At 66.8% G+C, this 24,763-nt stretch carries 26 protein-coding genes; 15 read left to right on the forward strand and 11 right to left on the reverse strand.

Annotated features, from left to right (window positions below):
- Position 1 precedes the first annotated feature (1 nt).
- Genes PO78_RS05015 through PO78_RS05030 form a run of 4 tightly spaced genes read right to left on the reverse strand, consistent with a single transcriptional unit; the run spans position 2 to position 5,106 of the window.
- Positions 2-1,183, reverse strand: coding sequence for a thiolase family protein (locus PO78_RS05015; protein ID WP_043742486.1), 1,182 nt, complete (start codon positions 1,181-1,183; stop codon positions 2-4).
- 28 nt (positions 1,184-1,211) lie between these two features.
- Positions 1,212-2,888, reverse strand: coding sequence for a long-chain fatty acid--CoA ligase (locus PO78_RS05020; RefSeq protein WP_043742488.1), 1,677 nt, complete (start codon positions 2,886-2,888; stop codon positions 1,212-1,214).
- Between the two features lie 11 nt (positions 2,889-2,899).
- Positions 2,900-3,964 carry a CaiB/BaiF CoA transferase family protein gene (locus PO78_RS05025; RefSeq protein WP_043742490.1) on the reverse strand — a complete coding sequence of 355 codons (1,065 nt, stop codon included), beginning with the start codon at positions 3,962-3,964 and terminating at the stop codon, positions 2,900-2,902.
- A complete protein-coding gene (locus tag PO78_RS05030) occupies positions 3,961-5,106 on the reverse strand; it encodes an acyl-CoA dehydrogenase family protein (RefSeq protein ID WP_043742493.1) in 1,146 nt (381 codons plus the stop codon). The genes PO78_RS05025 and PO78_RS05030 overlap by 4 nt, the downstream gene beginning before the upstream one ends.
- 194 nt (positions 5,107-5,300) lie before the next feature.
- Here PO78_RS05030 and PO78_RS05035 point away from each other — a divergent pair, with 194 nt between their 5' ends.
- Complete coding sequence (locus PO78_RS05035) at positions 5,301-6,341, forward strand: AraC family transcriptional regulator (protein WP_043742495.1); 1,041 nt, start codon at positions 5,301-5,303, stop codon at positions 6,339-6,341.
- Here the strand turns inward: PO78_RS05035 and PO78_RS22770 are convergent.
- A complete protein-coding gene (locus tag PO78_RS22770) occupies positions 6,302-6,550 on the reverse strand; it encodes a hypothetical protein (protein ID WP_156147769.1) in 249 nt (82 codons plus the stop codon). The two genes, PO78_RS05035 and PO78_RS22770, sit on opposite strands and share 40 nt — an antisense overlap.
- Positions 6,551-6,662: 112 nt before the next feature.
- Here PO78_RS22770 and PO78_RS23320 point away from each other — a divergent pair, with 112 nt between their 5' ends.
- Complete coding sequence (locus tag PO78_RS23320) at positions 6,663-7,343, forward strand: MBL fold metallo-hydrolase (protein WP_231570623.1); 681 nt, start codon at positions 6,663-6,665, stop codon at positions 7,341-7,343.
- A gap of 57 nt (positions 7,344-7,400) precedes the next feature.
- Complete coding sequence (locus PO78_RS23590; protein WP_331454273.1) at positions 7,401-7,712, forward strand: hypothetical protein; 312 nt, start codon at positions 7,401-7,403, stop codon at positions 7,710-7,712.
- Positions 7,713-7,727: 15 nt separating this feature from the next.
- On the opposite strand, the gene PO78_RS05045 is transcribed toward PO78_RS23590, so the two are convergent.
- Positions 7,728-8,417, reverse strand: a complete 690-nt coding sequence (locus PO78_RS05045; RefSeq protein WP_156147770.1) for a transposase — start codon at positions 8,415-8,417, stop codon at positions 7,728-7,730.
- Between the two features lie 37 nt (positions 8,418-8,454).
- Here PO78_RS05045 and PO78_RS05050 point away from each other — a divergent pair, with 37 nt between their 5' ends.
- The 3 genes from PO78_RS05050 to PO78_RS22780 all read left to right on the forward strand — a co-directional run bounded on the left by PO78_RS05050 (position 8,455) and on the right by PO78_RS22780 (position 11,608).
- Positions 8,455-9,822 carry an MFS transporter gene (locus PO78_RS05050; protein ID WP_043742500.1) on the forward strand — a complete coding sequence of 456 codons (1,368 nt, stop codon included), beginning with the start codon at positions 8,455-8,457 and terminating at the stop codon, positions 9,820-9,822.
- Positions 9,823-10,772: 950 nt separating this feature from the next.
- Positions 10,773-11,231, forward strand: coding sequence for a hypothetical protein (locus PO78_RS22775; RefSeq protein WP_156147771.1), 459 nt, complete (start codon positions 10,773-10,775; stop codon positions 11,229-11,231).
- Positions 11,232-11,242: 11 nt separating this feature from the next.
- Complete coding sequence (locus PO78_RS22780; protein WP_156147772.1) at positions 11,243-11,608, forward strand: hypothetical protein; 366 nt, start codon at positions 11,243-11,245, stop codon at positions 11,606-11,608.
- Positions 11,609-11,865: 257 nt separating this feature from the next.
- Here the strand turns inward: PO78_RS22780 and PO78_RS05055 are convergent, their stop codons facing one another.
- The 5 genes from PO78_RS05055 to PO78_RS05075 all read right to left on the reverse strand — a co-directional run bounded on the left by PO78_RS05055 (position 11,866) and on the right by PO78_RS05075 (position 16,250).
- Positions 11,866-12,819, reverse strand: a complete 954-nt coding sequence (locus PO78_RS05055) for a restriction endonuclease (RefSeq protein ID WP_043742744.1) — start codon at positions 12,817-12,819, stop codon at positions 11,866-11,868.
- 126 nt (positions 12,820-12,945) lie between these two features.
- Entirely contained in the window at positions 12,946-13,263 is a 318-nt protein-coding gene (locus PO78_RS05060) for a cupin domain-containing protein (protein WP_043742503.1), read from the reverse strand.
- A 105-nt stretch (positions 13,264-13,368) separates the two neighbouring features.
- Positions 13,369-14,706: a ferredoxin reductase family protein gene (locus tag PO78_RS05065; RefSeq protein WP_043742505.1), complete on the reverse strand. Its 1,338-nt coding sequence runs from the start codon at positions 14,704-14,706 to the stop codon at positions 13,369-13,371.
- A gap of 179 nt (positions 14,707-14,885) precedes the next feature.
- Positions 14,886-15,215: a PepSY domain-containing protein gene (locus PO78_RS05070; RefSeq protein ID WP_004265721.1), complete on the reverse strand. Its 330-nt coding sequence runs from the start codon at positions 15,213-15,215 to the stop codon at positions 14,886-14,888.
- Between the two features lie 150 nt (positions 15,216-15,365).
- Entirely contained in the window at positions 15,366-16,250 is an 885-nt protein-coding gene (locus PO78_RS05075; protein ID WP_043742507.1) for a putative RNA methyltransferase, read from the reverse strand.
- Between the two features lie 119 nt (positions 16,251-16,369).
- Between PO78_RS05075 and PO78_RS05080 the strand changes: the two genes are divergently transcribed.
- The 9 genes from PO78_RS05080 (at position 16,370) to PO78_RS05120 (ending at position 24,714) form a co-directional block, all read left to right on the forward strand.
- Complete coding sequence (locus tag PO78_RS05080) at positions 16,370-17,977, forward strand: bifunctional aminoglycoside phosphotransferase/ATP-binding protein (protein WP_043742510.1); 1,608 nt, start codon at positions 16,370-16,372, stop codon at positions 17,975-17,977.
- 75 nt (positions 17,978-18,052) lie between these two features.
- Entirely contained in the window at positions 18,053-19,144 is a 1,092-nt protein-coding gene (locus PO78_RS05085) for a metal-dependent hydrolase (protein ID WP_043742512.1), read from the forward strand.
- Complete coding sequence (locus tag PO78_RS05090) at positions 19,141-19,773, forward strand: redoxin family protein (protein WP_004265725.1); 633 nt, start codon at positions 19,141-19,143, stop codon at positions 19,771-19,773. Before PO78_RS05085 ends, PO78_RS05090 begins: the two co-directional genes overlap by 4 nt.
- A 48-nt stretch (positions 19,774-19,821) precedes the next feature.
- Positions 19,822-20,118, forward strand: coding sequence for a toxin-antitoxin system TumE family protein (locus PO78_RS05095; RefSeq protein WP_043742746.1), 297 nt, complete (start codon positions 19,822-19,824; stop codon positions 20,116-20,118).
- Positions 20,099-20,446, forward strand: a complete 348-nt coding sequence (locus PO78_RS05100) for an HVO_A0114 family putative DNA-binding protein (protein ID WP_004265728.1) — start codon at positions 20,099-20,101, stop codon at positions 20,444-20,446. Before PO78_RS05095 ends, PO78_RS05100 begins: the two co-directional genes overlap by 20 nt.
- 12 nt (positions 20,447-20,458) lie before the next feature.
- The gene (locus tag PO78_RS05105) at positions 20,459-21,439 is read left to right on the forward strand and encodes an alpha/beta hydrolase (RefSeq protein ID WP_004265730.1); all 981 of its coding nucleotides are present in this window, start codon (positions 20,459-20,461) and stop codon (positions 21,437-21,439) included.
- A 398-nt stretch (positions 21,440-21,837) separates the two neighbouring features.
- Positions 21,838-22,869: a DctP family TRAP transporter solute-binding subunit gene (locus PO78_RS05110; RefSeq protein ID WP_004265731.1), complete on the forward strand. Its 1,032-nt coding sequence runs from the start codon at positions 21,838-21,840 to the stop codon at positions 22,867-22,869.
- 79 nt (positions 22,870-22,948) lie between these two features.
- Entirely contained in the window at positions 22,949-23,434 is a 486-nt protein-coding gene (locus PO78_RS05115) for a TRAP transporter small permease (RefSeq protein ID WP_004265732.1), read from the forward strand.
- The gene (locus PO78_RS05120; RefSeq protein ID WP_004265733.1) at positions 23,431-24,714 is read left to right on the forward strand and encodes a TRAP transporter large permease; all 1,284 of its coding nucleotides are present in this window, start codon (positions 23,431-23,433) and stop codon (positions 24,712-24,714) included. Before PO78_RS05115 ends, PO78_RS05120 begins: the two co-directional genes overlap by 4 nt.
- Positions 24,715-24,763: the final 49 nt, after the last annotated feature.

The raw sequence follows: 24,763 nt of genomic DNA on the forward strand, positions 1-24,763 counted from the left end.
CTCATGCCAGCCGCTCGATGATGGTGGTATTGGCTGTGCCCGAAGCCTCGCAGATGGTCTGCAGGCCATAGCGGCCGCCTCGGCGCTCCAGTTCGCACAGCAGGTCTGTAAGGATGCGCGCACCGGTGGAGCCCAGCGGATGGCCGATGGCCACCGAGCCGCCGTTGACGTTGAGGCGATCATCCGGAATGCCGAATTCCTGCTGGAACATCAACGGCACGCCGCTAAAGGCCTCGTTGACTTCAAACAGGTCAATGTCGGCCAGGGTTAGGCCCGATTCCTTCAGCGCCTTGCGGGTGGCGTCGAGCACGGCAGTGAACTGGATCACCGGGTCGGCGGCAGCCACGGCAGTGCTGACGAAACGCGCACGCGGCTTCAGGCCATGCTGCTTAGCGTAGGCGCGGCTGGCGATCAGCAGCGCGGCGGCGCCGTCGCTGATCTGCGACGAGTTGGCAGCGGTGGTGGCACCGTCGGCAGCAAACACGGGCTTGAGCGTGGCCATCTTCTCGGGATTAGGGTCGGCACGCATGCCCTCGTCGGCAGTGACGAGCGGGCTGTCCGGGTCGGCCGGGTCCTCGTTCAGCCGCACCAGTTGGTCTTGGACTCTACCAGCCTGCGATGCCGCGATGGCGCGCTGATGGCTGCGCACGGCGAACGCGTCCAGGGCCTCGCGCGTGAGGCCGAAGCGCTTGTTCATCAACTCCGACGAAGTGCCTTGCGGTATCAGCGGGTTGTCCTGGTAGCGCGCCAGCTCACGCGGGCTGTATTGCGAGCCCAGCGGCGCGCCGGGCTTGAACGACGGCGGCATTGGGGCCTGCGACATCGACTCAACCCCGGCACCAATGACCAGTTGGTAAGCGCCCGCCTGGATGCCATGCACGGCAAAGCTCACCGCCTGCTGGCCGGAGCCGCATTGCCGGTCAACCGTCACCGCCGGGACGGATTCGGGCAGCCCCGCCGCCAATACGGCATGACGACCCAGGTTACCGTGCTGTTGCTCCCATTGCAGCACGCAGCCGACGATCACATCGTCCAGATCGGCGGGGTTGATGCCGGAGCGCTCGACCAACTGGCGCAGCGTCTCGCCCAACAGATCGACGGGGTGCCATTTCTGCAGGCGCCCCCCGCGCTTGCCCACGGGTGTACGCAACGCACCGACTATGACGGGTTCATGGTTATTCATGTTCTTCTCCTGGTGCAAAAAGGTTGGCTCACTCAGCGTAGCGGCCCGCATGCTCGATGCGGATGCGCTTCTTGTCGAGCTTGCCAACGCTGGTCTTGGGGATGGCTTCGACAAACAGAATCTGGTCTGGCAACTGCCACTTGGCGAAGGCGCTGGTTAGGTGTTCCTGCAATTGCTCCTGGGTCGCCTGCTGGCCCGGCCTCAGCACCACCAGGGCCAGCGGCCGTTCCTGCCACTTCGCATGGGGAATGCCGACCACCGCGGCGTCGCGTACGGCCGGGTGGCTCATGAGCAGGTTTTCCATGTCGATGGAAGAAATCCATTCGCCACCGCTCTTGATCACGTCCTTGATGCGGTCGGTGACTTTGAGGTAGCCGTTCTCGTCCACCGTGCCAACATCGCCCGAGCGCCACCATCCGCCCTCAAGGAAGCGGTCTCCGGAATCGGGCATGTCGTGGTAGCTGACCGTTATCCAGGGGCCGCGCAGACAGATCTCGCCTGCCGACTGTCCGTCGTGTGGCAAGTCCTTGTCGTCGGCATCGAGGATGCGGATGTCCACCCCGGTCAGAACCAGGCCTTGCTTGCGCTTGAGGTTCCACCGCTCGTCCTTGGTCAGGCGCTTCTTGAGCGTGGACTTGAGGCGGTTCATCGTCACCAGCGTTGTGGCTTCTGTGGCGCCGTAGGCATGCACCACCTCGGCACCCGTGAGGTCGTAGAAACCGATCATCATCGACAGCGGCGGCTCTGTGGCGCCGGACAGCATGCGCATGCGACTGAAGTCCGGCTTGACCGGCAGCGTCTCGATGTAATGCAGCATGGGCTGGAAGATGGCCGGTGCGCCGTTGGTGACCGTCACGTCCTCGGCGATCATGGCATCGACCAGCGGCTTCGTGTCTTCGGCAACGTAGCGGCCCGGCAGCACGATCTTGTCGGCGAGCAGCGTGGCGGCCTGCGGCAGGCCCCAGCATTGCCCGTGGAACATGGGCGTGATGAGCATGACGCAGTCGTTCAGCGTCATTCCCAGATTGGTGGCCATGGCCGTGGAGTGCAGGTAGATGCCGCGGTGCGAGTAGTACACACCCTTGGGCTTGCCCGTGGTGCCGGTGGTGTAGCAGGCGCTGTAGGCCGACGTTTCGTCGATTTCGGGCCAGTCGATCTTCGTGTCGGCGGCGGCCAGCAGGTCTTCGTAGTGCAGCAGCGGTTTCAGCGTGGTCTTGATCTGGTCCAGTGGCTTGTCAGTCATGACGATCCAGCCCTTGATCTGGGGCGAATTCGCCGCGACGGATTCGGCAATGGGCAGTAATGTTTCGTCCACGCAAACGTAGGACACCTCGCTGTGGTCGACCACGTAGCCCAGATCCTCGGCGCCCAGGCGCAAGTTCATCTGCAGCATGACCGCGCCCAGGCCGGGGATGGACCAGTACAACTCGAAGTGGCGCCGACTGTTCCAATCCAGGATACCGACCCGATCGCCCGGTGCAACGCCGAGCGCGCGCAGCGCATTGGCGCTTCGGCAGACGCGCGCGTAGCAATCGGCATAGGTGTAGCGATCCCAGCCGCCATCGGGTGTGCGGTAGACGATCTCCTGGTCCCCGTGGGTGCGCGCAGCGTGCCGGATGAGCGTGGTGGTGTTGAGCTGGCGCTCGTTGCCCGTGGTGGACGGGCAGCCGCGAATGGGCTTTGTGGACTGGACGGTGCTGGTCATTTGCTTGTCTCCTAGGTGGTTGCATCGAGTGCTTGGAACCGCGGGGCCGGGCCTGCGTCGATAGCGCCCGAGGGGCTCAATTGGTAGATGCCCCTTGCAGCGTTGTGCGGATGCCGCACCGCCTCGGCCAGACTGAGCACGGGCGCAAAGCAGGCGTCGCTGCCTTCAAGCAGCGCGCACCAGTGCGCCTGGGGCTGGGTGCGGATGAGGGCCGCGATGCGCTCCTTCAGCGCTGGCCACGCCGCCGTGTCGTACTGGTCTGCAGGGTTCACGTCCGCCAGGCCCAACTTGGACAGCAGCAATGCGTAGAACGGCGGCTCGATCGCGCCGAGGCTGATGAAGCCGCCGTCGGCGCAGACGTACACGTCATAGAACGGCGAATCGTGGAACGGGCTCGGCTGTGCGCCGTCGATCTGCCCGTTGGCGCGAATCCAGTGCACCAGCGTGCCTAGCATGGCCACGATGTCGACGATGGCTGCGTCCACAACCCGGCCACGGCCGGTGGCCCGTGCATCGACCAGCGCGCAGGCGATGCCAAAAGCCATGCCCAGCGCCCCGGCACCGTCCCCGAGTACCGAGGGCGGCACGATGGGCGCCTGCCCCCTGTGCGCCGACAGCGACAGCAGGCCCGTCAGGGCGACGTAGTTCAGGTCGTGGCCCGCGGTCTGGGCGAGCGGGCCGTCCTGGCCCCAGCCCGTCATCCGGCCGTAAACCAGGCGGGGGTTGCGCGCCGCGCATGCGGCGGGGCCGAAGCCCAGTCGTTCCATCACACCGGGGCGAAAGCCTTCGATCAGGGCGTCGGCCTGGGCAATCAGTTCCAGTGCGCGCGCCTTGCCACCGGGCGACTTCAGGTCGATGACCTCGACCGTCTTGCCGCGGTGCAGCGGGTTCTCCACCGCCCCGCCCAGCCGCTGCGCTCCAGCAGCCTGCTCGGCCCGTGCCAGCGCGATCACCTCGGCGCCCATGTCGACCAGCATCCTGGCGGCCAGAGGGCCTGGACCGATGCCCTCGAACTCCACCACACGGACGCCGTGCAGCGGCAACTGCAGCGTGTGCGACGTGTGCGGCGTGTTCACAGCTTCCTCGAAACCAGGTCTTTCAGGACCTCGTTGGCGCCGCCGTAGATCTTCTGCACTCGCGAAGCGGCATACATCCGCGCGATCGGGTACTCGGCCATGTAGCCGTAGCCGCCGAACAATTGGAGACACTCGTCCACCACGCGGCACTGCTGTTCGGTGCACCACCACTTGGCCATGTAGGCGGCCTCGTTGTCGAGTGTGCCGTCCAGCAGGCGCTGGGTGCAGTCATTGACGAAGCTGCGCACCACGTGGGCGATGGTGGCCACCTCGGCTAGCTTCTGACGCGTGAGCTGCATGTCGAACAGTGGGGCGCCGAAGGCCTTGCGCTGCTTGGTGTAGTCCAAAGTGACGGCCAGTGCCTGCTCGATGGTGGCCGCCGCCGGCACCGCAATGAGCATGCGCTCGTAAGGCAATGCACCCATCAGTTGCCCGAAACCCAGGCCTTCGACGCCGCCGAGCAACTGGTCGGCCGGCACGCGCACGCTGTCGAAGAAAAGCTCCGCCGTGTCCGAGGCCTGCATGCCGATCTTTTCAAGCAGGCGGCCCACACTAAAGCCTGGCAGGTTCTCGGTCTCCAGTACGAACAGCGACACCCCTTTGCTGCCCGCGCCACTGGTGCGCGCCGCGACGATCAGCAGGTTTCCGGTGAAGCCGTTGGTGATGAAGGTCTTGGCGCCGTCGATCACGTAGTGGTCGCCGTCGCGCCGGGCCCGGGTGGAGATGGCCTTCAGATCCGAGCCGCAGCCCGGCTCGGTCATCGCGATTGCGGCCAGCATCTCGCCGTTCGTCACCTTGGGCAGCCAGCGCTGCTTTTGCGCTTCGGTGCCGAAGTCCAGGATGTAATGCGAAGCGATGGTGTGCACCGCGATATTGACCGGCATCTCGGCCTTGGCCAGTTCGTCCTGCACCACCAGCTGGTAGGCGAGGCTGGCGCCGGCACCACCATAGGTCTCGGGCATCTCGGGCAGCAGAAAGCTCATCTCGCCGAACGGACGCCAGACTTCGCGCGGGATGTAGCCCTGGCGGCGCCATTCGTCGAGCCGGGGAGTAAATTCGGCGGCAACGTAGCGGCGCACCTGCTCGCGAAAGGCGTCGATCTCGCCGTCCATCCAGGCGTGGCGATACAGCTGTGGCAGCATGAGCGTGTCTCCTTGTATGTTGGCTTCTGACCCCGCACCGGGCGTTCCGCACAGCGCCATTGCCGAAGTGTTTTGGGGGATGCGAAAATGGTAATAATTGGCCCCTGCAAGGGCGATGGCGGATTGCCTCAATCAACTGACAAATAACTTCTTTCGGCCCGTGCGACCGGCGTTGGCCCCTTCGATCACACGCCATGCTGCAACCCGTCTTCACCGCTCCTATCTTTGCCGTGCATGGCCTACTGGACGGTGCGCGCGGCAAGGGGCTTGCCACGCCAGAATGGCTGGCGGGCGTGCTGGGGCGCGCGGGCATCAGCGAATCGCTGCTGGAGCTGGAGGAGTCGCGCGTGACCGTGGAGCAGTTCAACGCGCTGTTCATCGCCGTCAAGGACAGCCTGAACGATGAGTGCCTGGGCTACCTGCACGGGCGACCGATGCGCCCGGGCAGCTTCGCACTGATGGTGCGCAGTGCGTTCAGCGCCCACTCATTGGCGTTCGCCCTGCGACGCCTGGGCGAATCTTTTGCCCTGCTGCAGGACGACGTGGCGCTGGTGCCCGTGAATGAGGGCGCGCTGGCGGGTTTCGCGCTCGATATGCGTGGCGGTTCGGGCGCGCATGCCGACTTCTTGCACTCACATCTGCTGCGCGTGTTCTGGCGACTGCTGGTATGGCTGCACGGCGGCCGACTGGTGCCGCAGCGCTTCGACTTCAACTTTCCGCTGCCGCCTCATGCGCTGAATTACCAGCGCATCTTTTCTGGTACGCTGTGTTTCGGACAGCCGCGCACGGCCGCCTGGTTCGACGCCGATGTCTTCAATCAGCCGGTGCGGCGCGATCGGGACGCGCTGGAGTCCTTCCTGCGCGCTACGCCGGGCAACGTGGTGGGGCCGTACCTAAACGAGCGTAGCGCCAGCGCGCGGGTCCGCATGGTGCTGCAGCGGGCCTGCCCAGAATGGCCCGACCTGGCCTTAACTGCGCAGCGCCTGCATATGTCGGTGAGCGCGTTGCAGCGGCACTTGGCCTCAGAGAGCACTTCCTTCCAGGCGCTAAAGGACCAGTTGCGGCGCGACATGGCGATCGTGCGCCTGACCAGCAGCGAAGCCTCACTCGTCGCCATCGCCGCTGACCTGGGCTTCACCGACAGCACCGCATTCCAACGCGCCTTCAAGGTATGGACCGGCAGCGCGCCGGGAGCCTACCGTGCCCGCTCGCGCAGCAGGCAGCACCCTACATAGAGGCATTCGACCAATTTCGGCTCGGCCACGTGGCTGTAGTCGGCCACCGAGGAGATCGGCGCCTTCATACCTGCCGGGCGCTGGCCTACATCGAGCGAGGCTCTCCTGTGCTCAAGAGGCCGTGTGCCGCCGTTGGGGGCAGTTGCGCAGACGGCAGGCTGCGCCAGGAAGCAGCCGTTTTCCATCAGCTTATCGAGGTCATTCGTCATTGCCACCTATCGAGGCTGACTCTAAGCTAAAACTGAACTCGCACAGCATAAGCATAAGAGTGATGACCGTGCGCCCTTTGAAGCAGCATTGCCAGAATGTAAGCCAAGCATCATGACCGACGCAGCCCCGGAACTCTCGTATCCGTTCTCGGATCTCCCGCTCCCTGGCCAGGCCACGGAAATCAAGCCAGGTGTGCTGTGGCTGCGCATGCCGCTGCCGTTTTCCATGGATCACATCAACCTCTGGGCATTGAGCGACGGTCCTGGTTGGGCGGTCGTGGACACGGGAATTCGTAGCGTGGACGTAATGAACGCGTGGCTCGCCCTCCTCGCTCCGCGGGGGGCGCTAGCCGGCCGTCCTGTCTCCCGTGTGATGGCGACGCACATGCACCCGGATCATGTGGGCATGGCGGGATGGTTGACACGTCGCTTTGAATGCGCGCTGTGGATGACACGAGACGAGTATTTGAGCTGTCGGGTGATGCTTGCCGATACGGGAGGGGAAGCGCCAGTCGATGGCATTCGCTTCTATCGGAAGGCCGGATGGAGCGACACTGAGGTGCATGAGTACCGCACCCTGCTCGGTGACTTCGGCAATATGACCCATCCTTTGCCTGATAGCTTTGTGCGGCTCACGGATGGCCAGATGTTGCGGATCGGGGACCAGGAATGGGAAGTCATCGTCGGCACAGGACATTCCCCCGAGCACGCGTGCTTCTACTCGCGCGAACTGGATCTGCTGATATCAGGGGATCAGGTTCTTCCCAGGATCAGTTCCAATACCTCCGTGTAGGCCACCGAGCCGCATGCGAATCCTCTGCAGGGCTGGCTCGATTCCATCGACCGGTTGATGCAACGCGTACCTGGGAGCGCCCTGATTCTGCCTGCCCACAACGAACCTTTCCATGGCCTGCACCAACGGTTGGAGCAACTGCGTGCGAGCACCGTCAGAGGCACCGACCGCGTCAGGCAACAACTTGCGCAGCCTCTGAGGGTCATCGACCTGGTTCGCGCCCTGTACCGTTCGTCCATTGTTGCGGAGCAAATGCACCTCAACCTCGCGACCGGAGAGACGCTCGCCCACCTGAACTATCTCGACCAGCGTGGGGAAATCGTGTCTGCAGAGGACGAAGACGGTGCAATGCGCTATCGGCTCGCCTGATGCACTAATTTGCCCTCAAGGATATAGAAGTAACCCAATCAAGCCTGTCATTGACTGGGTTCTTTGCTGATGTGTTTCGAGAGCAATGAGTCCTTGCACCAGCGCGTCGTGTACGGCCTCCAGTTCTTTGAACACCTTGTTGGCAAACCAGTCTTGGCACGGCACCTTCCACAGATGCTCGACCGGGTTCAGCTCAAGGCTGTAGGGTGGCGGAAATTCTAGGCGCATATTCTGTGGCATATCCAAGTGAGCCGCGATGTGCCAACCCGCCTGATCCATGACCATCATGATGAACTCGACGGCATGGCGTCGCGCCATCTCGGCCAGAAACACCGGCATCGTCTCAGCGTTAGCCCAGGGCAGCACCAGAGAGTCCATCACGCCATCGTGCGTGCTGACGGCGGCGAAGGCGAACAGGTACTGGCGTTGCAGGCGTGCGCCGACGATGGTGCGTGAGTCCCTGGGCGCCCAACACTGCCGGGGTGTTCCCAGCAGGCAGAAGCGCCCTTCGTGCTGGAACATCAGCCGCACGCGGCGACCATATTCAGCTTGACGCTTGACCTCTTGGCGCACTTGAACAGTGCTCTCAGAAAGGGGCCGTTTGTCATTCGATCGGGGCGCTTCGTCATCGCGGCTCGCAGCACCGGCACCTACGATTCCTTGTGTGCGCTGGACGACATGTAGCGGAGCGGCGATGACCGCCACCCGACGATCCAGAGCCTAACTCAAAGGAGACAAACACGTGTGCCAAATCGACATGCAGAAGCTCGCCGACGACGCTCGCTTCAACCGCTTTCATGCCAAGGTGCTTCTGTGGTGCCTGTTGATTCTCATCATCGACGGCTATGACATCGCCGTGGCGGGCATCGCCCTGCCGTCCATCATGCAGCAGATGGGCGTAAACGCATCGACTGCCGGTTTCATGGCCAGTTCGGCCCTGTTCGGCATGATGTTCGGCGCCATGGTTCTGGGCACGCTGTCCGACCTGATTGGTCGGCGCTGGGCCCTCTCCATTGGCGTCATGCTGTTCAGCGTGTTCACCGCGGCCGCCGGATTCACCAAGGACCCCATCAGCTTCAGCGTGGTGCGCTTCATCGCGGGCCTGGGGATTGGCGGTGTGCTGCCGATCATCGTGGCACAGATGGTCGAGTACTCGCCCAAGAAGATCCGCAGCCTGATGACGGCGCTGATGACTTCGGGCTACGCACTGGGCGGCATCCTGGCCGCGGTGCTCGGCAAGCAGCTGATCGGCGAGTACGGCTGGCAGGTCGTTTTCATCGCAGCGGGTGTGCCGGTCCTGCTGATTCCGTTCATCCTGAAGCTGGTGCCGGAATCAATGACCTACCTGATCTCGCGCCGCCGCAACGGCGAACTGGCCGAAGTGGCCCGTAATCTCCAGCCGGGAGTCAAGCACCCGGCGGACGCCCAGTTCGTCGTGCCCACCGCCGACCGCGTGGCGGGTGCGCCGGTCTCCCGGCTGTTCCAGGACGGGCGAGGCCCGAGCACGGTGCTGTTCTGGATCGCCTTCTTCTCGGGCCTGTTCATGGTCTATGCGCTCAGCAGCTGGCTGACCAAGCTGATGGCTATGGCTGGCTACAGCCTGGGGTCTGCCCTCAGCTTCGTGATCGCGCTGAACGTTGGCGCCATCATCGGTGCCGTGGGCGGCGGGTGGCTCGCCGACAAGTTCAACATCAAGTGGGTGCTGGTGGGGATGTATGCGCTGGGCGGCGTGCTGCTGTACCTGATGACGTTCCAGACCTCGACCGAGCTGCGTTATCTGATCATCGGCGCGGTCGGCGCCTGCACCACCGGCGCGCAACTGGTGGCCTATGCCTACTGCGGGCAGTTCTACCCGATGTCCATCCGCTCGACCGGCATCGGCATGGCCTCCGGCGTGGGGCGCCTGGGCGCGATCGCGGCGCCGCTGCTGATCGGCCAGATCATTGCGCTTGAGCTGCCGCTGGAGCAGAACTTCCTGGTGATCGGGGCTTTCGGAATCATCGGCTCGATCGCCCTGGCGTTCATCAAGCATGGCGGCCCGGCGTCGGTGGGCCAGCAAGAGGCTGCACGCGAGCTGCGCCCGTCGCAACAGACGCCGCAAAACGCCTGATCGTCACCATCAAGGAAATTCGCCATGTCTGTCTACATACCCCCCCTGCGCGAAATGCTGTTCGCCATGAAGGAGGTCGGCGGCCTGTGTCACCGACCGGCTGTTGCTGCGCGTTGCAGATTACCCAGGCTGCGCGAATACCCTTACCCATCTTTTCCTGACCCAGCTGCTTGGTAGCTACATGAATGAAGGCGAAAATCAGGTGGGTAGTCGGGCGCGCGCAGGCTGGGTAAATCCAGCTGCGCAACGACACACGGGGGCCTTCTGTGAGTTTCGCTGCCACGAAGCTGCCGTTCGTGACCTCACAACTCCGGCCACAAGCCGTCACTGGCCACCCAATCCGGATAGCGGTCATCCGGGTGGGGCGGTATGCTAGCGGCGTGTATGTCAGATCGGTTGCATCAACCTGCAAAGCTGTCGGCTGCCGCTTTTCCTGCCTTGTTATTCTGTGTTTCGCGTAATTTCTTCTTCTAAACAGTAACTTGCAGAACACGTTATCAGGCATTCCGATGTTACGCGGCAGAACTCTCGCCAGAAAACAAAGTTGGGCCTAGCAAACCATGGGGATCGAACTTGTTTGGGAGGAAGAAAACGGCACTGAGCTGGCACGCCTCAGTGATTCACAGTCCCTTCTGCAGGGTTTTCTGCCATCCGAATCCGCACTAGAGTTTTCCTGTCTGCGTTTCGTTGACCCTTACGGAGACACCATCTTCAACACTCTCCAAATACCCGTTCTCCTGCACGAGCTAAATAGCCTTGCTTCAAATCCGCTGGAGCCCCGTGTCGCGGAGCATCTGCACAAAGCCATCTCCTTGGTGGCGAATGCCCAGGGCCACATTCATACGTACATAAGGTTTGTCGGTGACTAATCACGGCCTAGGCCCAACCCATCATTCCACCGGACCTGCGCAAAAAGCCGCGCAGTCCGGTGAATTCAGACGTTGGGCCGCATGAAGGACATGCACAAATTTCAGGTGTTTGCGGATTATCACCAGTTCTATCTGATGGATGCGAGCATCAAGCCGAATATCCCGGAAGAGGTGACTGAGCAAGACATGTTGAGGCGTCTGCGAGCTGCACCGCACATCGTCGTTTTTCATACGGAGTCCGCTGCGCATGTGCCCGTAGAGGTGGTTTTCGTTTCCGAGCCAACCGAGGCCGAAGGTGCGTGGGAGCACCAAGCAGCGTTCAGTCTTTCGCTCCCGTCGGGAACGGCGGCTCTCTGCGGTTGTACGGATTTCGTTCCCGATTGCCCCCGCATAACCACGGCGCCCGGAAGCTACAGCGGGCACGCCTACTTCGCTGGCTCAACAAGCGGTGACGAGCGTTACTGCCTCGTGCTTTGGCCTGCTACTACCCAACAAGTCATTCCATCGGGCCTGTCGCGGGAAGCCGCGCCAGTTCGGTGACTTCAAACGTTATGGCTCAGATTGACACCGAGTTTTTCGTGCGAGCGCTGAAGTCTGAGTGCCGCGACGCTGCCGTGACTGACTGCATTGCAAGCTTTCGTTCTCCGCCAGGAAGAACACCGCGGCCGGAACTTGTGCAGATTGCAAAATGGTTCATCGGTCTCAGTGACTCTGAAAGAACAATGGTCGAGTCAGCGATGGCTGAAGCGGCAGATGCAACGCTGTTCGGCGTTCTGTGCGTCCTTGATGGCGTCCGTGCCATAGAGGCTGAAGAGGAGAAAGCCGAGTATGTTATTTCTGCTGTACGAGCGGGCGAAACAACTCAAATCTCGCCCACCGAGACGTTCCTGCATGACATCTACCGATCAGAGCGATAACAGGCTGCTGCAGCCTACCGCCTTGAGGCCGGCTGAGCGGCAGCATTGAATGACAGCTTCCCTGAGAGCTCAACGGCGGCAACGGGTCGACTACGGAAATTCGCAAGTCCTGTAAGCCGTCATCCTTCTCGGATAAATTCGTCGAGTCTTGGATGACCGGAGTGGCCGAGCTGCTGCCAGACGTTTGGCTTGACGTAAACGTCCTCGAAGTCGATCAGGACGTGCTTGGTGCGCAAGGCCGGCCTCCGGAGTGGCGGTCAGACGGCTGATCCGCGCATCTGCAGCGTTCCGCGGCATTTCGGGAAATGGACACAGCCCCAGAAGCGGCCACGCTTGCTGTCGCGCGCGGCCATCTTCACGCCGCAGGACGGGCAGGTGGGCGTCGTCCAGTCGCCTGCGGTCGCAAAGTCGAGCAGTTGCTGACGCAAGACCTCGGGCAAGCGCTCGAGCATGGCGAGGAACAGCTTGCCGTCGAGCAGGGTGATCCGGTTCTCGGCGGCGAAGGCGCGGGCTTCGTCGGTGAAACCGTTCGGTGCCATGAAGAAGGCCTTCTCGACGCGCTCGTGGGCCATCACGCCCCGCAGTTCCCGGACCGGCTTGATGCCGACGGCCTGGTTCCAGGCCTTGCATTGGACGACTGCGGTGCAGCGTTGGGGGGCGGCATCGTCCTGGAACAGGCGGATGTCCACGCCGCCGTCCGCGCCGAGCCGAGTGGTTTCGGCGCGGATGCCTTTGACGCGATAGAACTCGCAGCACAGATCTTCGAAGCGCTTCCACTCGATGCGGTCGATGAGTTCGCGCGACCACGCGGTCGGGCGGGCCTCGGGCGCAGCGGCGCTGGTCGGGCTGGCGAATGACTCCGCAAGCGGCGCCTTGTCGAGCTCCGACGACGAGGTTTCGGTTGCGCGAACCGCCGGTTGTATTGGGCGGGGGGCAGGCGAACGCTGCGGGGTTGGAGAGGCTTGCGGGCGCTGCCGCAAGAAGCGGATCAGTGAAATGCTGCCGAAGACGACGGCCATCAGCCAGGTCAGCGGCACGAATACCATCACCAGACCGCCGAGCATGCGACTGCTGCCGAGCAGGGCAGGGATGATTACGGTGGCGGCCAGGACACACACGGCCGCCATGGCGGCAGAGACCTTCCAGTCGGACGTGGTGGCGATCTCGATCAGGCCCGGATCGCGGCGGGACTTGCGGTAAGGGCGGGACATGCCCGGATTATGCATGCCGCGCATCGCCGCGGCATGGACGGAGCCATGACGCCCGCGCACTACGTCGCGGATTCTGCCAAAGCGTCCGGTGGATCTTTGCAGGAGGCGATGACCGCGGCTGCCGCCTCACTCGACGATCGGCGTCCCCTTCTGCGACGACACGAAGATGATCGCATCCGTCAGCGCCAGCACGTCGTGCTCCTCGCCCGCCTCGGTGAACAGGTAATCCCCCGCCAGCAGATCCTGCTCCGCGATCCTCACGCTGCCGACGAGCACCAGCACTTCCTCGGTGCCCTGGTGGTTGTGGCGCGGGAAGCGGCTGCCGGCCGCGAGGCGGACCACCGACGAGCGTCCGCCGGTTTCGTTGTTGCGGAACAGGCTGCGGTCGATGCCCGGGAAACCGGACGGCGTCCATTCGCGTTCGCTGCCTTTCTTGACCAGCATGGCGGCCTCCTCGCGCTTGAAGTGCTGACTCGGCACCTGCCACAGGGGCAGTGCCGAGCCATCACACCTTAGCAGTTCGGCGATCCTGCCGCCGCCGGCAGCCCCTCAGCGCATCTCGAACGCCTCGCGCCGGAAGCTCAGCCGCCGTCCCCACAGCCTTCCGAGTCCGGCCTTGAGCTGGTCGCCGAAGCCACGCGGGCCGCAGAACCAGACTTCCGCGCGCTGGCCGTCGGTGGCCGTGGTGGCGAGGCGCTCGGGTGTGAGGTCGTCGCCGGCGGCGCGGTCGTGGATGTGCAGCGTCACACTCGGCAGCCCGGCGCACAGGCTGCGCAGGCGCTCGACGAAGGGATCCTGCGCCGCACCGCGGGTGCTGTAGTGCAACTCGACTGCCGGGGCCGCGGCGGGGTCGGCGCGCAGGGCGTCGAGCCAGGCCAGGAAGGGGGTGACGCCGATGCCGCCGGCGACCCAGATCTGGCGCGCCTTGTGGTCCTGGCGGCCGAGCACGAAGCGGCCGTAAGGGCCTTCGACGGTGACCGCCTGGCCGACTGCGACGCGGCTGGCGAGCTGGCGGGTGTAGTCGCCCAGGGCCTTGATCTGGAAGCTGAGGCTGCGGTCGCCGTGGTCGGCGCTGGCGATGGTGAAGGGGTGCGAGCCCTCGAAGCGCTCGAGGCCGACGAAGGCGAACTGCCCGGCCTGGTGGCCGCGCCAGGCGCCGTCGAGCCTGCACACGATCTCGGTGACGTCGGGGGCGGGCGAGGACACGGCGGTGACCACGCCCTGCACCTTGCGATCATGGCCGATGCGGCCCGTCAGCGCCATGACCGAGGCGACCGTGCCCGCAGCGAGCAGCAGCGCGAGCAGCACGCCGACCGGCTGCGTCCAGTAGTCGGGCGGCGCCAGCACGGCGGCGTGGAAGGCAAGCAGCAGGTAGAACACCGGCATCGCGCGGTGGAGGTGGCGCCAGAACTTGTAGGGGAAGCGCTTCCACAGGCTGAGCACGACCATCGCCAGCACCAGGTAGATGGCGAACTCGCCGAGCTCCTCGCCGGCGTCGCGCAGCATCTCGTAGAGGCCGCCGAACTCGTCGTGCGCTGGCTTCCCGGCCTTGCCGTAGAGCGACTTGATGACGTCGTCGGACATCTCGATCAGCCAGTGCAGCGCGGCGAACACCGCGGCCAGGATGCCGGCCCACTTGTGCAGGCGGAAGATGCGATCCATGCCGCCGAGCGGGCGCTCGAGCACGGTGGGGCGAGTGGCGAGCACCATCGCCAGCGACATCAGGCCGATGGCGAGCAGGCCGCTGAGGTACAGGCCCTGTTCGCGGATCAGCCAGGGCAGGGAGGCGGTGCCGCCGTCGAGGGCGGCGACGTTGAGGCCCCAGGCCGCGGCGACAAGGGCGACGAAGGCGGCGAGGGCGGGGAGGGTTGAAAGCGTGGGGATCATGGCGCGAGCTCCCGGCGGTAGGTCGGACAGCGTGGGGTCGGACAGCGTGGGGTCGGACAGCGTGGGGTTGGGCGCGGCGTGCGCGAGTGGCGGGCGCGCGGTGCACGCGCGTGGCTGCGACGCGGCGATCGCGCACCGAAAGGGGGCGCCGGTCGAGCCGGCCCCCCCTGGGGTGGCGCTTACTTGCTGCGCTTGACCTCGGTCTTGAGGACGTCGCCGGTGACCGGATCGACGTCCAGCTCCACGCGCTGGCCCTGCGGGTCGGTGGCCTTGACCTCGTACTTGTTCTTGTCGCGCTCGATCTCGCGGAAATCGGTGTAGCCGGCGGCTTCGAGCTTGGTCTGCACGTCCTTCAGGCTCATCCAGCTGGACTGGGCGGCGGGCGTCGTAGCCGCGGCCGGGCTGGCAGCCGGGGTAACGCTTTGGGCGAACGCGGGGGCGATGGCGGCGCCGGCGCCGATGAGTCCGCCGGTGAGGGCCAGGGTGGCGATGAGAGTGGTGGCACGCATGATGGCATCTCCTGTGTCGGTTGGGCGGTCCTGTTGCGACCGTGATGCCATGCTGCGCCGCGCTGGCTGAATCGATGCTGAAGATGCCGTTCATCCGCCGTTCATGTCGAGCGGGCGCTGCAGGTGCGGATTGTCTTGCCCGGTTCGGCTTCAGCCGGGCTGGCGGCGGTAGCGCGCCAGGCGCACGTCCACCGTCATCGTCAGCGTGACGAGCGCCGCCGCGCGGGCGCGGCCTTCGGCGCTGGCGCGGTAGAGGTGGGGCGTCATCGCCAGCAGGTCGGCGATGGGTGCGGCGCCGTCGACGTGGATCTGGAAGCGCAGGGTGTCGCTGGCGAGGTGCTCGAAGCCCGGGGGCGCCGCGCGGCTGGCCGGGCGCTCGGGCTTGAGTGCGGGGTAGATGACTTCGCGCAGCTCGCGCAGGTGGTCCGGGCCGGCGTCGACCTGCAGCAGTTCGCCGCCGGGGCGCAGCACGCGCGCGAACTCGGGGTAGACCGGGAATCCGAACATGCACAGCACGCGGTCGAGCGTGGCCGGCAGCACCGGCAGGCCGGCGTTGCTGCCGACGATCCAGGCGGTGGACGGATCGGCGCCGGCCCGGCTGCGGGCGTCCTGCAGATCGCGCTTCGCCGCCGCCTGCACCGCCCACTTCGAGATGTCCAGACCGGCGAGCGCGAGCGTGCGTGCTTCCACCACCGCCGCGGCGGAGAGCTGGCGCAGGTAGTAGCCCTCGCCGCAGCCGGCGTCGAGGCAGGCGAGCGTCTGGCCGGGGGCCGCGCCCTCGAACACGGTGCGCGCCACCGCGGCGGCGATCGGCGCGTAATGCCCGGCCTCGAGGAAGCGCCGGCGCGCGGCGACCATCTCCTTGCTGTCGCCGGGGTCGCGCGAGCGCTTGTTCTGCACCGGCAGCAGGTTCGCGTAGCCTTGAGCGGCGAGGTCGAAGCAGTGCCCGTCCGGGCAGCGCAGGCTGCCGCCCCGGCGTTGCAGCGGCGCGCCGTCGAGCGGGCAGGCGAGGGCGGTGAAGGGCGTGGCGGGCATGGTCGGCGGTCGTCGATGGAGGCGGACGCGATGATAGGGGAGACCGTGGAGCGGCGGCGAGCGGCCCGGCTGCGCGCGTCCCGGGCTACCATCGGGCGGATGACCGAGGAGGCCTCCCGATGCATGCATCCGAAACCCTGCTGAACACGCTGCGCCGGCCCGGCGTGCTGCCCGGCTCGGAGGGCGGAGTCGAGCTGATCGAGACCCACATCTCCTGGGTGCTGCTCGCCGGCGAGCACGCCTGGAAGTTGAAGAAGCCGCTCGACCTCGGCTTCCTGGACTTTTCCACGCCGGCGCGCCGGCGCGAGGCCTGCGAGGCGGAGCTGCGGCTCAACCGCCGCACGGTGCCGGAGATCTACGAGGCGGTGGTGGCGGTGCGCGGCAGCCCCGAGGCGCCCCGCTTCGACGGTGGCGGCGAGCCCTTCGACTGGCTGCTGCGCATGCGCCGCTTCGACCAGTCCGGGCTGTTCTCGCGCCTGCTCGACGATGGCAGGCTGGCGCCCGCGCTCTTCGATCGCCTCGCCCGCCATGTCGCCGCGTTCCACGCCGCCGCCGCGGTGGCGTTGCCGGGCGGGGCGTTCGGCGATGCGGCCGCGGTGCATGCGCCGGTGCGGCAGAACTTCGCGCAGATGCGCGAGCGCCTCGATCCCGCTGTCCATGCCGACCTGCTCGCGACGCTGGCCCGGGTGGAGGCCTGGGCCGAGGGGCAATACGCCGCGCTCGCGCCGGTGTTCGCGGCGCGCCTCGCCGAGGGGCGGGTGCGCGAATGCCATGGCGACCTGCACCTGGGCAACCTGGTCGTGCTCGACGGCGAGCCGCGCCTCTTCGATGCGATCGAGTTCAGCGCCGAGCTGCGCTGGACCGATGTCGTCGCCGACGTCGCCTTCCTGGTCATGGACCTGCAGGCGCGCGGGCGGGCCGCGCTGGGCTGGCGCTTCCTCAATGCCTGGCTGGAGCGCTGCGGCGACTACGCCGGCCTGCGCGTGCTGCCTTACTACCTCAGCTATCGCGCGATGGTGCGCGCCAAGATCGCCGCGATCCGCGCCAGCCAGCTCGACGGCGCCGCACGCAGCGAGAGCGTGGATGAATGCCGGCGCTATCTCGCGCTCGCCGAGGCGCAGAGGGTGCCGGGCGCGCCGGCCTTGCTGGTGGCCTGCGGCGTCGCGGGCGCGGGCAAGACCAGCCAGTCGCAGGCCCTGGTGGAGGCGGGCGGGGTGATCCGCGTGCGCGCCGACGTCGAGCGCAAGCGCCTCGCCGGCCTGGCGGCGGAGGCGACGAGCGGCTCGGGCCTCGGCGGTGGGCTATATACCCCGGAGGCCACCGCGCGCACCTATGCGCGCCTGGCCGTGCTGGCGCGCGCGGTGCTCGAGGCCGGGCGCCCGGTGCTGGTCGACGCCACCTTCCTGAAACGCGCCCGGCGCGCGGCCTTCGCCGGGCTCGCGCAGGAGCTCGGCGTGCCCTTCGCGATCCTCGCCTTCGATGCGCCGGAGGACGTCCTGCGCGCGCGCGTGCGCGCCCGCCTGGCCGCCGGCGGCGACGCCTCGGAGGCCGACGAGGCGGTGCTCGAGGCGCAACTGCGCAGCCGCGAGGGCTTCGCTGCCGAGGAACTCGCGCGCGTCCTGCCGATCGATACCCGGTCAGTGCCGGATTGGCGCAGCCTGCTGCCGGCGCTGTCGAGGCTGTGGCCGGGCGCGCCCCGGATGGACAGCCGGCCCTCCACCCACTGAACGCGCCCCAGCCGCGCGACCGGCCCGCCTTGGCACGGCAGCCGGACAAGGCAACCCAGAGAACCTCTGTACCCGATGGATACCCTTACCCACGCCCTCTCCGGTGCCCTCGTCGGCCGCATGCTGGCCTCGCGTCGGCCTGCTGCCGGCACCCGGGCGGCGAACGCAGCGCCGGTGCCGGTCTGGCAGATGGTGGTCGCCGGCACCGCGGCGGCGATCTTCCCCGATCTGGACTTCGTGCTCGGCTGGATCTCCGAGCTCACCTACCTGCGCGGCCACCGCGGCGTCACCCACTCGCTCATCCTGCTGCCGCTGTGGGGCGTGCTGATCGCCTGGCTGCTGGCGCGCTTCTGGCAGCGCGGCGGACGGGTGGCGGCGGGCTGGCGAAGCTTCTACCCGGTGGTGTGCGCGGCGATCTTCGTGCACATCCTCGGCGACCTCATCACCCAGTTCGGCACCATGATCCTGGCGCCCTTCTCCGACCACCGCTTCGGCTGGGGTACGAGCTTCATCATCGACCTGCCCTTCACCGGCATCCTCCTCGCCGGCCTGCTCGCGAGCGCGCTATGGCGCAGCAGCCGCGTGCCGGCGACGGCGGCGCTGGTGCTGCTCGCCGGCTGGGTGGGCGTGCAGGCGATGGGGCGCGCCGAGGCGATCGACGCCGCGCGCGCCTACGCCGCGGCCAAGGGCATCGCCGCGGTCGAGGTGGACGCCGCGCCGCGCCCGGCCTCGCCCTTCAACTGGACCGCGATCGTGTTCGACGGCGAGCGCTACCACTACGCCCACCTCAACACCCGGCGCAGCGAACCGCTCCTCGCCACCGCGGAAGACAACTTCATCCGCCGCTTCTCCGCGCCCTACCTGCCGGTGGCGATGGCGCAGTGGGAGGTGCGCGAGCGCTTCGGCACCGGCAGCACGCGCGCGCTCGCCGAGCAGGTATGGAACGCGGAGGACTTCGCCTTCTACCGCTGGTTTGCGATGTTCCCGGTGCTCGACCACGCCGGCGAGGCGGGCGACGGCCAGGCATGCGCCAGCTTCAAGGACCTGCGCTTCCTCACCCCCGGGCGCGATGCGCAGCCCTTCATCTACGGCCTGTGCAACGCCGCTGGCGGCTGGCGCCTGTTCGAGCGCGAGGCCGGCGGGCTGCGCTGGATCGATCCGCGATGACGAAGCCGACCGACGACATGGGAGATTCACGACCTGCGCCGGCGCCGCATGCGGAAGCGGAGGGCGCCGGCGCACGCTCGCCCGCGAACGCCGAGTGCGAAACGGCCGAGCCCGTCCGCAAGCCACCGCGCTGGCGGCGTTGGGGCGTGGAGATCGGCATCTTCGTCGTCATCTTTTTCGCGGTGCAGGCCTGGATGGCGCGCGACGTCCCGGCCGGCCTCGCGCCGGATTTCGCCACCGTCGCCGCCGACGGCCGCGGGCTCAGCCTCGCCGAATGGCGCGCCGCGCATCCGGGCAAGGCGGTCGGGGTGTATTTCTGGGCCGACTGGTGCCCGATCTGCACTGCACAGCAGGGCACGATCGATGGCGTGCAGGCGGACCACCCGGTGCTCACCGTCGCCATGCAGTCGGGCGGCGCGGCGGAGGTGACAGGCGTGCTCGCCGAGCGCGGCCTGGCCTGGACCACCGCCATCGACGCCGACGGCCGCATTGCCGAGGCCTACGGCCTGCGCGGCGTGCCGGCCTTCGTCATCGTCGACCCGGCGGGCAAGATCCGCTCGGTGTCGCTCGGCTACGCCACCGGCTGGGGCCTGCGCGCGCGGCTGTGGTGGGCGGGTCTCCAGAGCTGAATGTTGTTGTCTTTGACAACATTCTTAGATGTTGTCAATATGTCCAACATGAAAGCGATTCCCTTGATCCGCCGTCGGGTCGTGCTCGCGCCGGATGCTTTTGCAGAGATCGCCGTGTGGCGGGTTTCGGAGCCGGTGCTGCCTTCCGGGCATCCGTTCAAGTACCGCCTGGCCTACGTGGTCGGTGGCGAGTGTGTTCTGCGCTACGACAACGAGCGCGGCAAGGGCGATCACCGGCATTGCGGCGACACGGAAGCGGAATACGTCTTTTCCGATCCGGATCAACTCACCCGTGACTTCGGAGCGGACATTGCGAGGTGGAACCATGAACACGGTCGTTCTTGAAGTGCGCAGCCTGACGGACACGCTGGCGGACGCCGCGCGGGCAATGAAAACCGGGCGGGGTGACGCTCAGGTGCGGATCGCCTTCGCGACACCCGAACTGCTCTGGAAAGTCTTGAGCGCCAAGCGCTGGGAGTTGCTGAAGGCCTTGTGTGCGGCGGGTCCGGTGTCGATCCGCGAGGCCGCGCGCCGGGTCGGGCGCGACGTCAAGGCGGTGCATGGTGACGTCACCGCCCTGCTCGATGCCGGCGTGCTGTTGCGCACTGAAGATGGGCGGATCGAGTTTCCGTTCGATGCCGTGAAGGTCGAGTTTCTGCTGCAGGCGGCCTGAGGAGCAAACGGCATGGGCGCACCCGGACTGATCGCAGCCTTCACTGCCGGCGCCGCCACGCTCGCCGGCGGGCGGGCGCTGGTGCATTGGGGGATCCGCAAGGGCCTGGCGGCGCCGCGGGTGCCGCATCACACCGATCCGGGCGCGCTCGGGCTGGCGTTCGAGACGCTGCGCATCGGCACCGAGCATGGGAAGTCGCTGCATGCGTGGTTCATTCCGGCGCCGGGGAGCGCCTGTGATGGATCGGATCACGCTGCAAGCCCGGGCGCGGACCTTGCGGACGGCGAGCGCGATGACGCTCGTGCCGAGTTCGAATCCGCACCGGCCGTGGTGGTGATGCACGGCTGGGGCGGCAATGCGGCGCTGATGCTGCCGCTCGCCCGCCCGCTGCACGAGGCCGGCTACGCGATGCTGTTCGTCGACGCGCGCTGCCACGGCGCAAGCGACGACGACAGCTTCGCCTCGCTGCCGCGCTTTGCCGAGGACGCCGAGCACGCCTTCGCGTGGCTGGCGGCGCAGCCCGGGGTGGATCCGGCGCGCATCGCGCTGCTCGGCCATTCGGTCGGGGCGGGCGCGGTGCTGTTCGCGGCCTCGCGCAGGCCGCAGGTGGCGGCGGTGGTGAGCGTGGCGGCGTTCTCGCATCCGGCGGCGATGATGCGGCGCTGGCTGGCGGGCAAGCGCATCCCCGAGAAGCCGTTGGGGCGCTACATCCTCGACTACGTGCAGAAGACGATCGGCCACCGCTTCGACGACATCGCGCCGGTGAACACCATCGCCCGCATTCGCCGCCCGGTGCTGCTGGTGCATGGCGCGGACGACGAGGTGGTGCCGATCGACGAGGCCATGCAGATCTACGCGATGCGTGGCGATACGCCGGTCGAGCTGATGACGTTGTCGGGCGACCACGAATCCTTCGTCGACCTCGAGCACCACGTCGGGCGGCTGGTGGAGTTCCTCGGGCGGGTGCTCGCGCAGGGCGGTGCGCGGGAATAGCGGCACGCGCGGGTTTCGAGCGCTGCGATCGCGACTTGCGTCGCTCCTACAGGGGAGCCCTGGGCGTGGCGGTTTTTGTAGGAGCGACGCAAGTCGCGATCGCGGCGGTCAATGAACCGCCGCGCGCATGGCGAGTGCCCGACGCCCCCTCCCGACGCCCATCCGACGCCGCTCCCCCGACGCCCCTGGCTGCGCCACGCAAGTCGCAATTGTGGCCTTGAAACGAAGCGCCGCCCCCGGCCGCGTCCCGCGCCCGAAGCCCACGCTCGATCGGCCCGCCGTCTCCGCGCTGGCCGTGGGGGCCTCCGGTTTGTAGAATCGACCCTCCTTCCCATCCTCCGGAGGCCCGCACCGTGTGCCGCGCAGCCGGAAAAACAAGCACAACACGGAGACGCCTCATGCAGAAACGCCGCTTCACCGCCCTCATCGCCGGCCTGTTCGCCTCGACCGCGCTTGGTTTCTCGATGCCGGCCACGGCCCAGCAGTACAAGGACGAGTACAAGCTCTCCACGGTGCTCGGCGAGGCCTTCCCGTGGGGCTGGGGCGCCAAGCGCTGGGCCGACCTGGTCGCAGAGAAGACCGAAGGCCGCATCAAGATCAAGGTGTATCCGGGCACTTCGCTGGTGTCGGGCGACCAGACCAAGGAATTCACCGCGCTGCGCCAGGGCATCATCGACATGGCGGTCGGTTCCACGATCAACTGGTCGCCGCAGGTCAAGGAGCTCAACCTGTTCGCGCTGCCCTTCCTGATGCCCGACCACAAGGCGATCGACGCGCTCACCCAGGGCCGCGTCGGCAAGAAGATGTTCGACATCCTCGCCGAGCGCGACGTGGTGCCGCTGGCCTGGGGCGAGAACGGTTTCCGCGAGGTCTCCAACTCGAAGAAGCCGATCCGCACGCCCGAGGACGTCAAGGGCATGAAGATGCGCGTGGTCGGTTCCCCGCTCTTCCTCGCCACCTTCAACGCGCTCGGCGCCAACCCGACGCAGATGAGCTGGGCCGACGCCCAGCCGGCGATGGCGACCGGCGCGGTCGACGGCCAGGAGAACCCGCTCGCGGTGTTCAACGCCGCCAAGCTGCACACCGTGGGGCAGAAGAACCTGACCCTGTGGGGCTACGTCGCCGACCCGCTGATCTTCGTGGTGAACAAGTCCGTGTGGAACTCGTGGTCCGAGGCCGACCGCAAGGCCGTGTCCGAGGCCGCGCAGCAGGCTGCGAAGGAAGAGATCGCGCGCGCGCGCGCCGGCATCTCGGCGGCCGACGACGCGCTGCTGAAGGAGATCGAGGCCAACGGCGTGGCCGTGGTGCGCCTGACCGATGCCGAGCGCGACGCCTTCCGCCAGGCCACCGCGGGCGTGTACAAGGAGTGGGCCGAGAAGATCGGCGCCGACCTCGTCAAGCAGGCCGAGGAAGACATCGCCAAGCGCTGATCCGCACCCGCAGTGCGCGGGCCGGACAGTACCGAAGTCGGGCTGTCCGGCCTTTTTCCATTGAAGGCACCCTGAACCCATGAATATCGAATCACCCCCGCACGACGCCGAATCCCCCGCCTCCTACACGATCGAGCAGATCCTCTCCGGCACCGTCATGGGGCTGATCGTGCTGATCACCTTCGGCAACGTGCTGGCGCGCTACTTCACCTCGCAGTCCTTCGCCGCGACCGAGGAGTTCTCGATCGCGCTGCTGATCGTGCTGTCCTTCCTGGGTTCCTCGGCCGCCTTCGCCTTCGATCGCCACATCCGCGTCGATTTCTTCGTCCGCAAGCTGCCACCGGGCTTGCGCGCGTTCGCCGACTGGCTGTCGTTCGCGGTCACCGCCAGCCTGTTCGCCTTCATCGCCTTCTACGCCGGCAAGCTCACCTGGGACCAGTACCGGTTTGAAGAAACCTCGCCCGCGCTGGGCGTGCCGCAGTGGTGGTACACGGTGTGGATGCCGGTGCTGGCGGCGGCGCTGGTGCTGCGCCTGGTGCTGACCCGGGTGCGGGGGCGGGCATGATCGGCAGCGTGCTCATCGGCCTTTTCCTGCTCGCCCTGCTCGCGGGCATGCCGCTTGCCACCGGCCTGGGCGTGGCCAGCATCGCCGTGCTCGCGATGGCCGGCTTCGACCAGCTCGCGGTGCCGACCAACATCTACGCCGGCATCGCCAAGTACCCGCTGCTGGCGATCCCGATGTTCATCCTCGCCGGCATGATCTTCGAGCGCTCCGGCGTGGCCATCCGCCTGGTGCGCTTCGTCACCGCGATCGTGGGCGAATGGACCGGCTCGCTGGCGGTGGTGGCGGTGCTGGTGTCGATGCTGCTCGGCGGCATCTCCGGTTCGGGCCCGGCCGATGCGGCCGCCGTGGCGGCGGTGATGCTGCCGTCGATGATCGCGCGCGGCTATCCGAAGGGCTTCTCGGCGGGCCTGATCGCCGCCTCGGGTTCGACCGCGATCGTGATCCCGCCCTCGGTGGCCTTCATCGTCTACAGCGTGATGGTGCCCGCGGCGACCGTGCCGGCGCTGTTCGCCGCCGGCCTGTTCCCCGGCATCGTCGCCGCACTGTGCCTGCTCGTGCCGGCGATCGTGATCAGCCGCAAGTACGGCTTCGGCCGCGACTACAAGGCCGCGCGCCCGCCGCTCGGCAAGAGCTTCATCGAGGCGATCTGGGGCCTGCTGGCGCCGGTGATCATCCTCGGCGGCCTGCGCACCGGCATCTTCACGCCCACCGAGGCGGCGGTGGTGGCGGTGGCCTACGGCATCTTCGTCGGCATGGTGGTGTATCGCAGCATCAGCTTCAGGGGCCTGTTCCGCGTGCTGGTCGAGGCCGGCGAGCTGTCGGCGGTGGTGCTGATGATCATCGGCATCGCCTCGGTATTCGCCTGGGCGGGCAACACGCTGGGCATCTTCGACGCCGCGGCGAAGGCGCTGGTCGGCCTGCACTCCAGTGAATGGCTGATGCTGCTGTCGATCAACCTGCTGCTGCTCGCGGCGGGGATGTTCCTCGACGCGATCTCGATCTTCCTGATCCTGCTGCCGCTGCTGGTGCCGATCGCGGTGGCGATGGGCTGGGACCTGGTGTGGTTCGGGGTGATGATGACGATCAACCTCGCCATCGGCCAGTTCACCCCGCCGATGGCGATCTCCCTGATGATCACCTCGCGCATCGCCGGGATCGGCATGGAGGAGACCTTCAAGTGGGTGATCTGGCTGGTGCTGGCGATGGGTGCCGGGCTGACGCTGATGATCGTGTTCCCGCAGCTCGCGCTGTGGCTGCCGGGGAAGCTCGGCTACCTGTAAGGCCCGGATTCAGTGGGGTTGGATTCGATCGGTCGCCGACCGGGACGAT

Origin of the sequence: Thauera sp. SWB20, assembly GCF_000831325.1 — a bacterium.
GTDB lineage: Bacteria > Pseudomonadota > Gammaproteobacteria > Burkholderiales > Rhodocyclaceae > Thauera > Thauera aminoaromatica.

Bases quoted from the DNA above. Each gene is read 5' to 3' on its own strand.
- PO78_RS05015 (WP_043742486.1), bottom strand. From the start codon at position 1,183: ATGAATAACCATGAACCCGTCATAGTCGGTGCGTTGCGTACACCCGTG.
- PO78_RS05020 (WP_043742488.1), bottom strand. From the start codon at position 2,888: ATGACCAGCACCGTCCAGTCCACAAAGCCCATTCGCGGCTGCCCGTCC.
- PO78_RS05030 (WP_043742493.1), bottom strand. From the start codon at position 5,106: ATGCTGCCACAGCTGTATCGCCACGCCTGGATGGACGGCGAGATCGAC.
- PO78_RS05035 (WP_043742495.1), top strand. From the start codon at position 5,301: ATGCTGCAACCCGTCTTCACCGCTCCTATCTTTGCCGTGCATGGCCTA.
- PO78_RS22770 (WP_156147769.1), bottom strand. From the start codon at position 6,550: ATGACGAATGACCTCGATAAGCTGATGGAAAACGGCTGCTTCCTGGCG.
- PO78_RS23320 (WP_231570623.1), top strand. From the start codon at position 6,663: ATGACCGACGCAGCCCCGGAACTCTCGTATCCGTTCTCGGATCTCCCG.
- PO78_RS23590 (WP_331454273.1), top strand. From the start codon at position 7,401: ATGCAACGCGTACCTGGGAGCGCCCTGATTCTGCCTGCCCACAACGAA.
- PO78_RS22775 (WP_156147771.1), top strand. From the start codon at position 10,773: ATGAAGGACATGCACAAATTTCAGGTGTTTGCGGATTATCACCAGTTC.
- PO78_RS22780 (WP_156147772.1), top strand. From the start codon at position 11,243: ATGGCTCAGATTGACACCGAGTTTTTCGTGCGAGCGCTGAAGTCTGAG.
- PO78_RS05055 (WP_043742744.1), bottom strand. From the start codon at position 12,819: ATGTCCCGCCCTTACCGCAAGTCCCGCCGCGATCCGGGCCTGATCGAG.
- PO78_RS05060 (WP_043742503.1), bottom strand. From the start codon at position 13,263: ATGCTGGTCAAGAAAGGCAGCGAACGCGAATGGACGCCGTCCGGTTTC.
- PO78_RS05065 (WP_043742505.1), bottom strand. From the start codon at position 14,706: ATGATCCCCACGCTTTCAACCCTCCCCGCCCTCGCCGCCTTCGTCGCC.
- PO78_RS05070 (WP_004265721.1), bottom strand. From the start codon at position 15,215: ATGCGTGCCACCACTCTCATCGCCACCCTGGCCCTCACCGGCGGACTC.
- PO78_RS05075 (WP_043742507.1), bottom strand. From the start codon at position 16,250: ATGCCCGCCACGCCCTTCACCGCCCTCGCCTGCCCGCTCGACGGCGCG.
- PO78_RS05080 (WP_043742510.1), top strand. From the start codon at position 16,370: ATGCATGCATCCGAAACCCTGCTGAACACGCTGCGCCGGCCCGGCGTG.
- PO78_RS05085 (WP_043742512.1), top strand. From the start codon at position 18,053: ATGGATACCCTTACCCACGCCCTCTCCGGTGCCCTCGTCGGCCGCATG.
- PO78_RS05090 (WP_004265725.1), top strand. From the start codon at position 19,141: ATGACGAAGCCGACCGACGACATGGGAGATTCACGACCTGCGCCGGCG.
- PO78_RS05095 (WP_043742746.1), top strand. From the start codon at position 19,822: ATGAAAGCGATTCCCTTGATCCGCCGTCGGGTCGTGCTCGCGCCGGAT.
- PO78_RS05100 (WP_004265728.1), top strand. From the start codon at position 20,099: ATGAACACGGTCGTTCTTGAAGTGCGCAGCCTGACGGACACGCTGGCG.
- PO78_RS05105 (WP_004265730.1), top strand. From the start codon at position 20,459: ATGGGCGCACCCGGACTGATCGCAGCCTTCACTGCCGGCGCCGCCACG.
- PO78_RS05110 (WP_004265731.1), top strand. From the start codon at position 21,838: ATGCAGAAACGCCGCTTCACCGCCCTCATCGCCGGCCTGTTCGCCTCG.
- PO78_RS05115 (WP_004265732.1), top strand. From the start codon at position 22,949: ATGAATATCGAATCACCCCCGCACGACGCCGAATCCCCCGCCTCCTAC.
- PO78_RS05120 (WP_004265733.1), top strand. From the start codon at position 23,431: ATGATCGGCAGCGTGCTCATCGGCCTTTTCCTGCTCGCCCTGCTCGCG.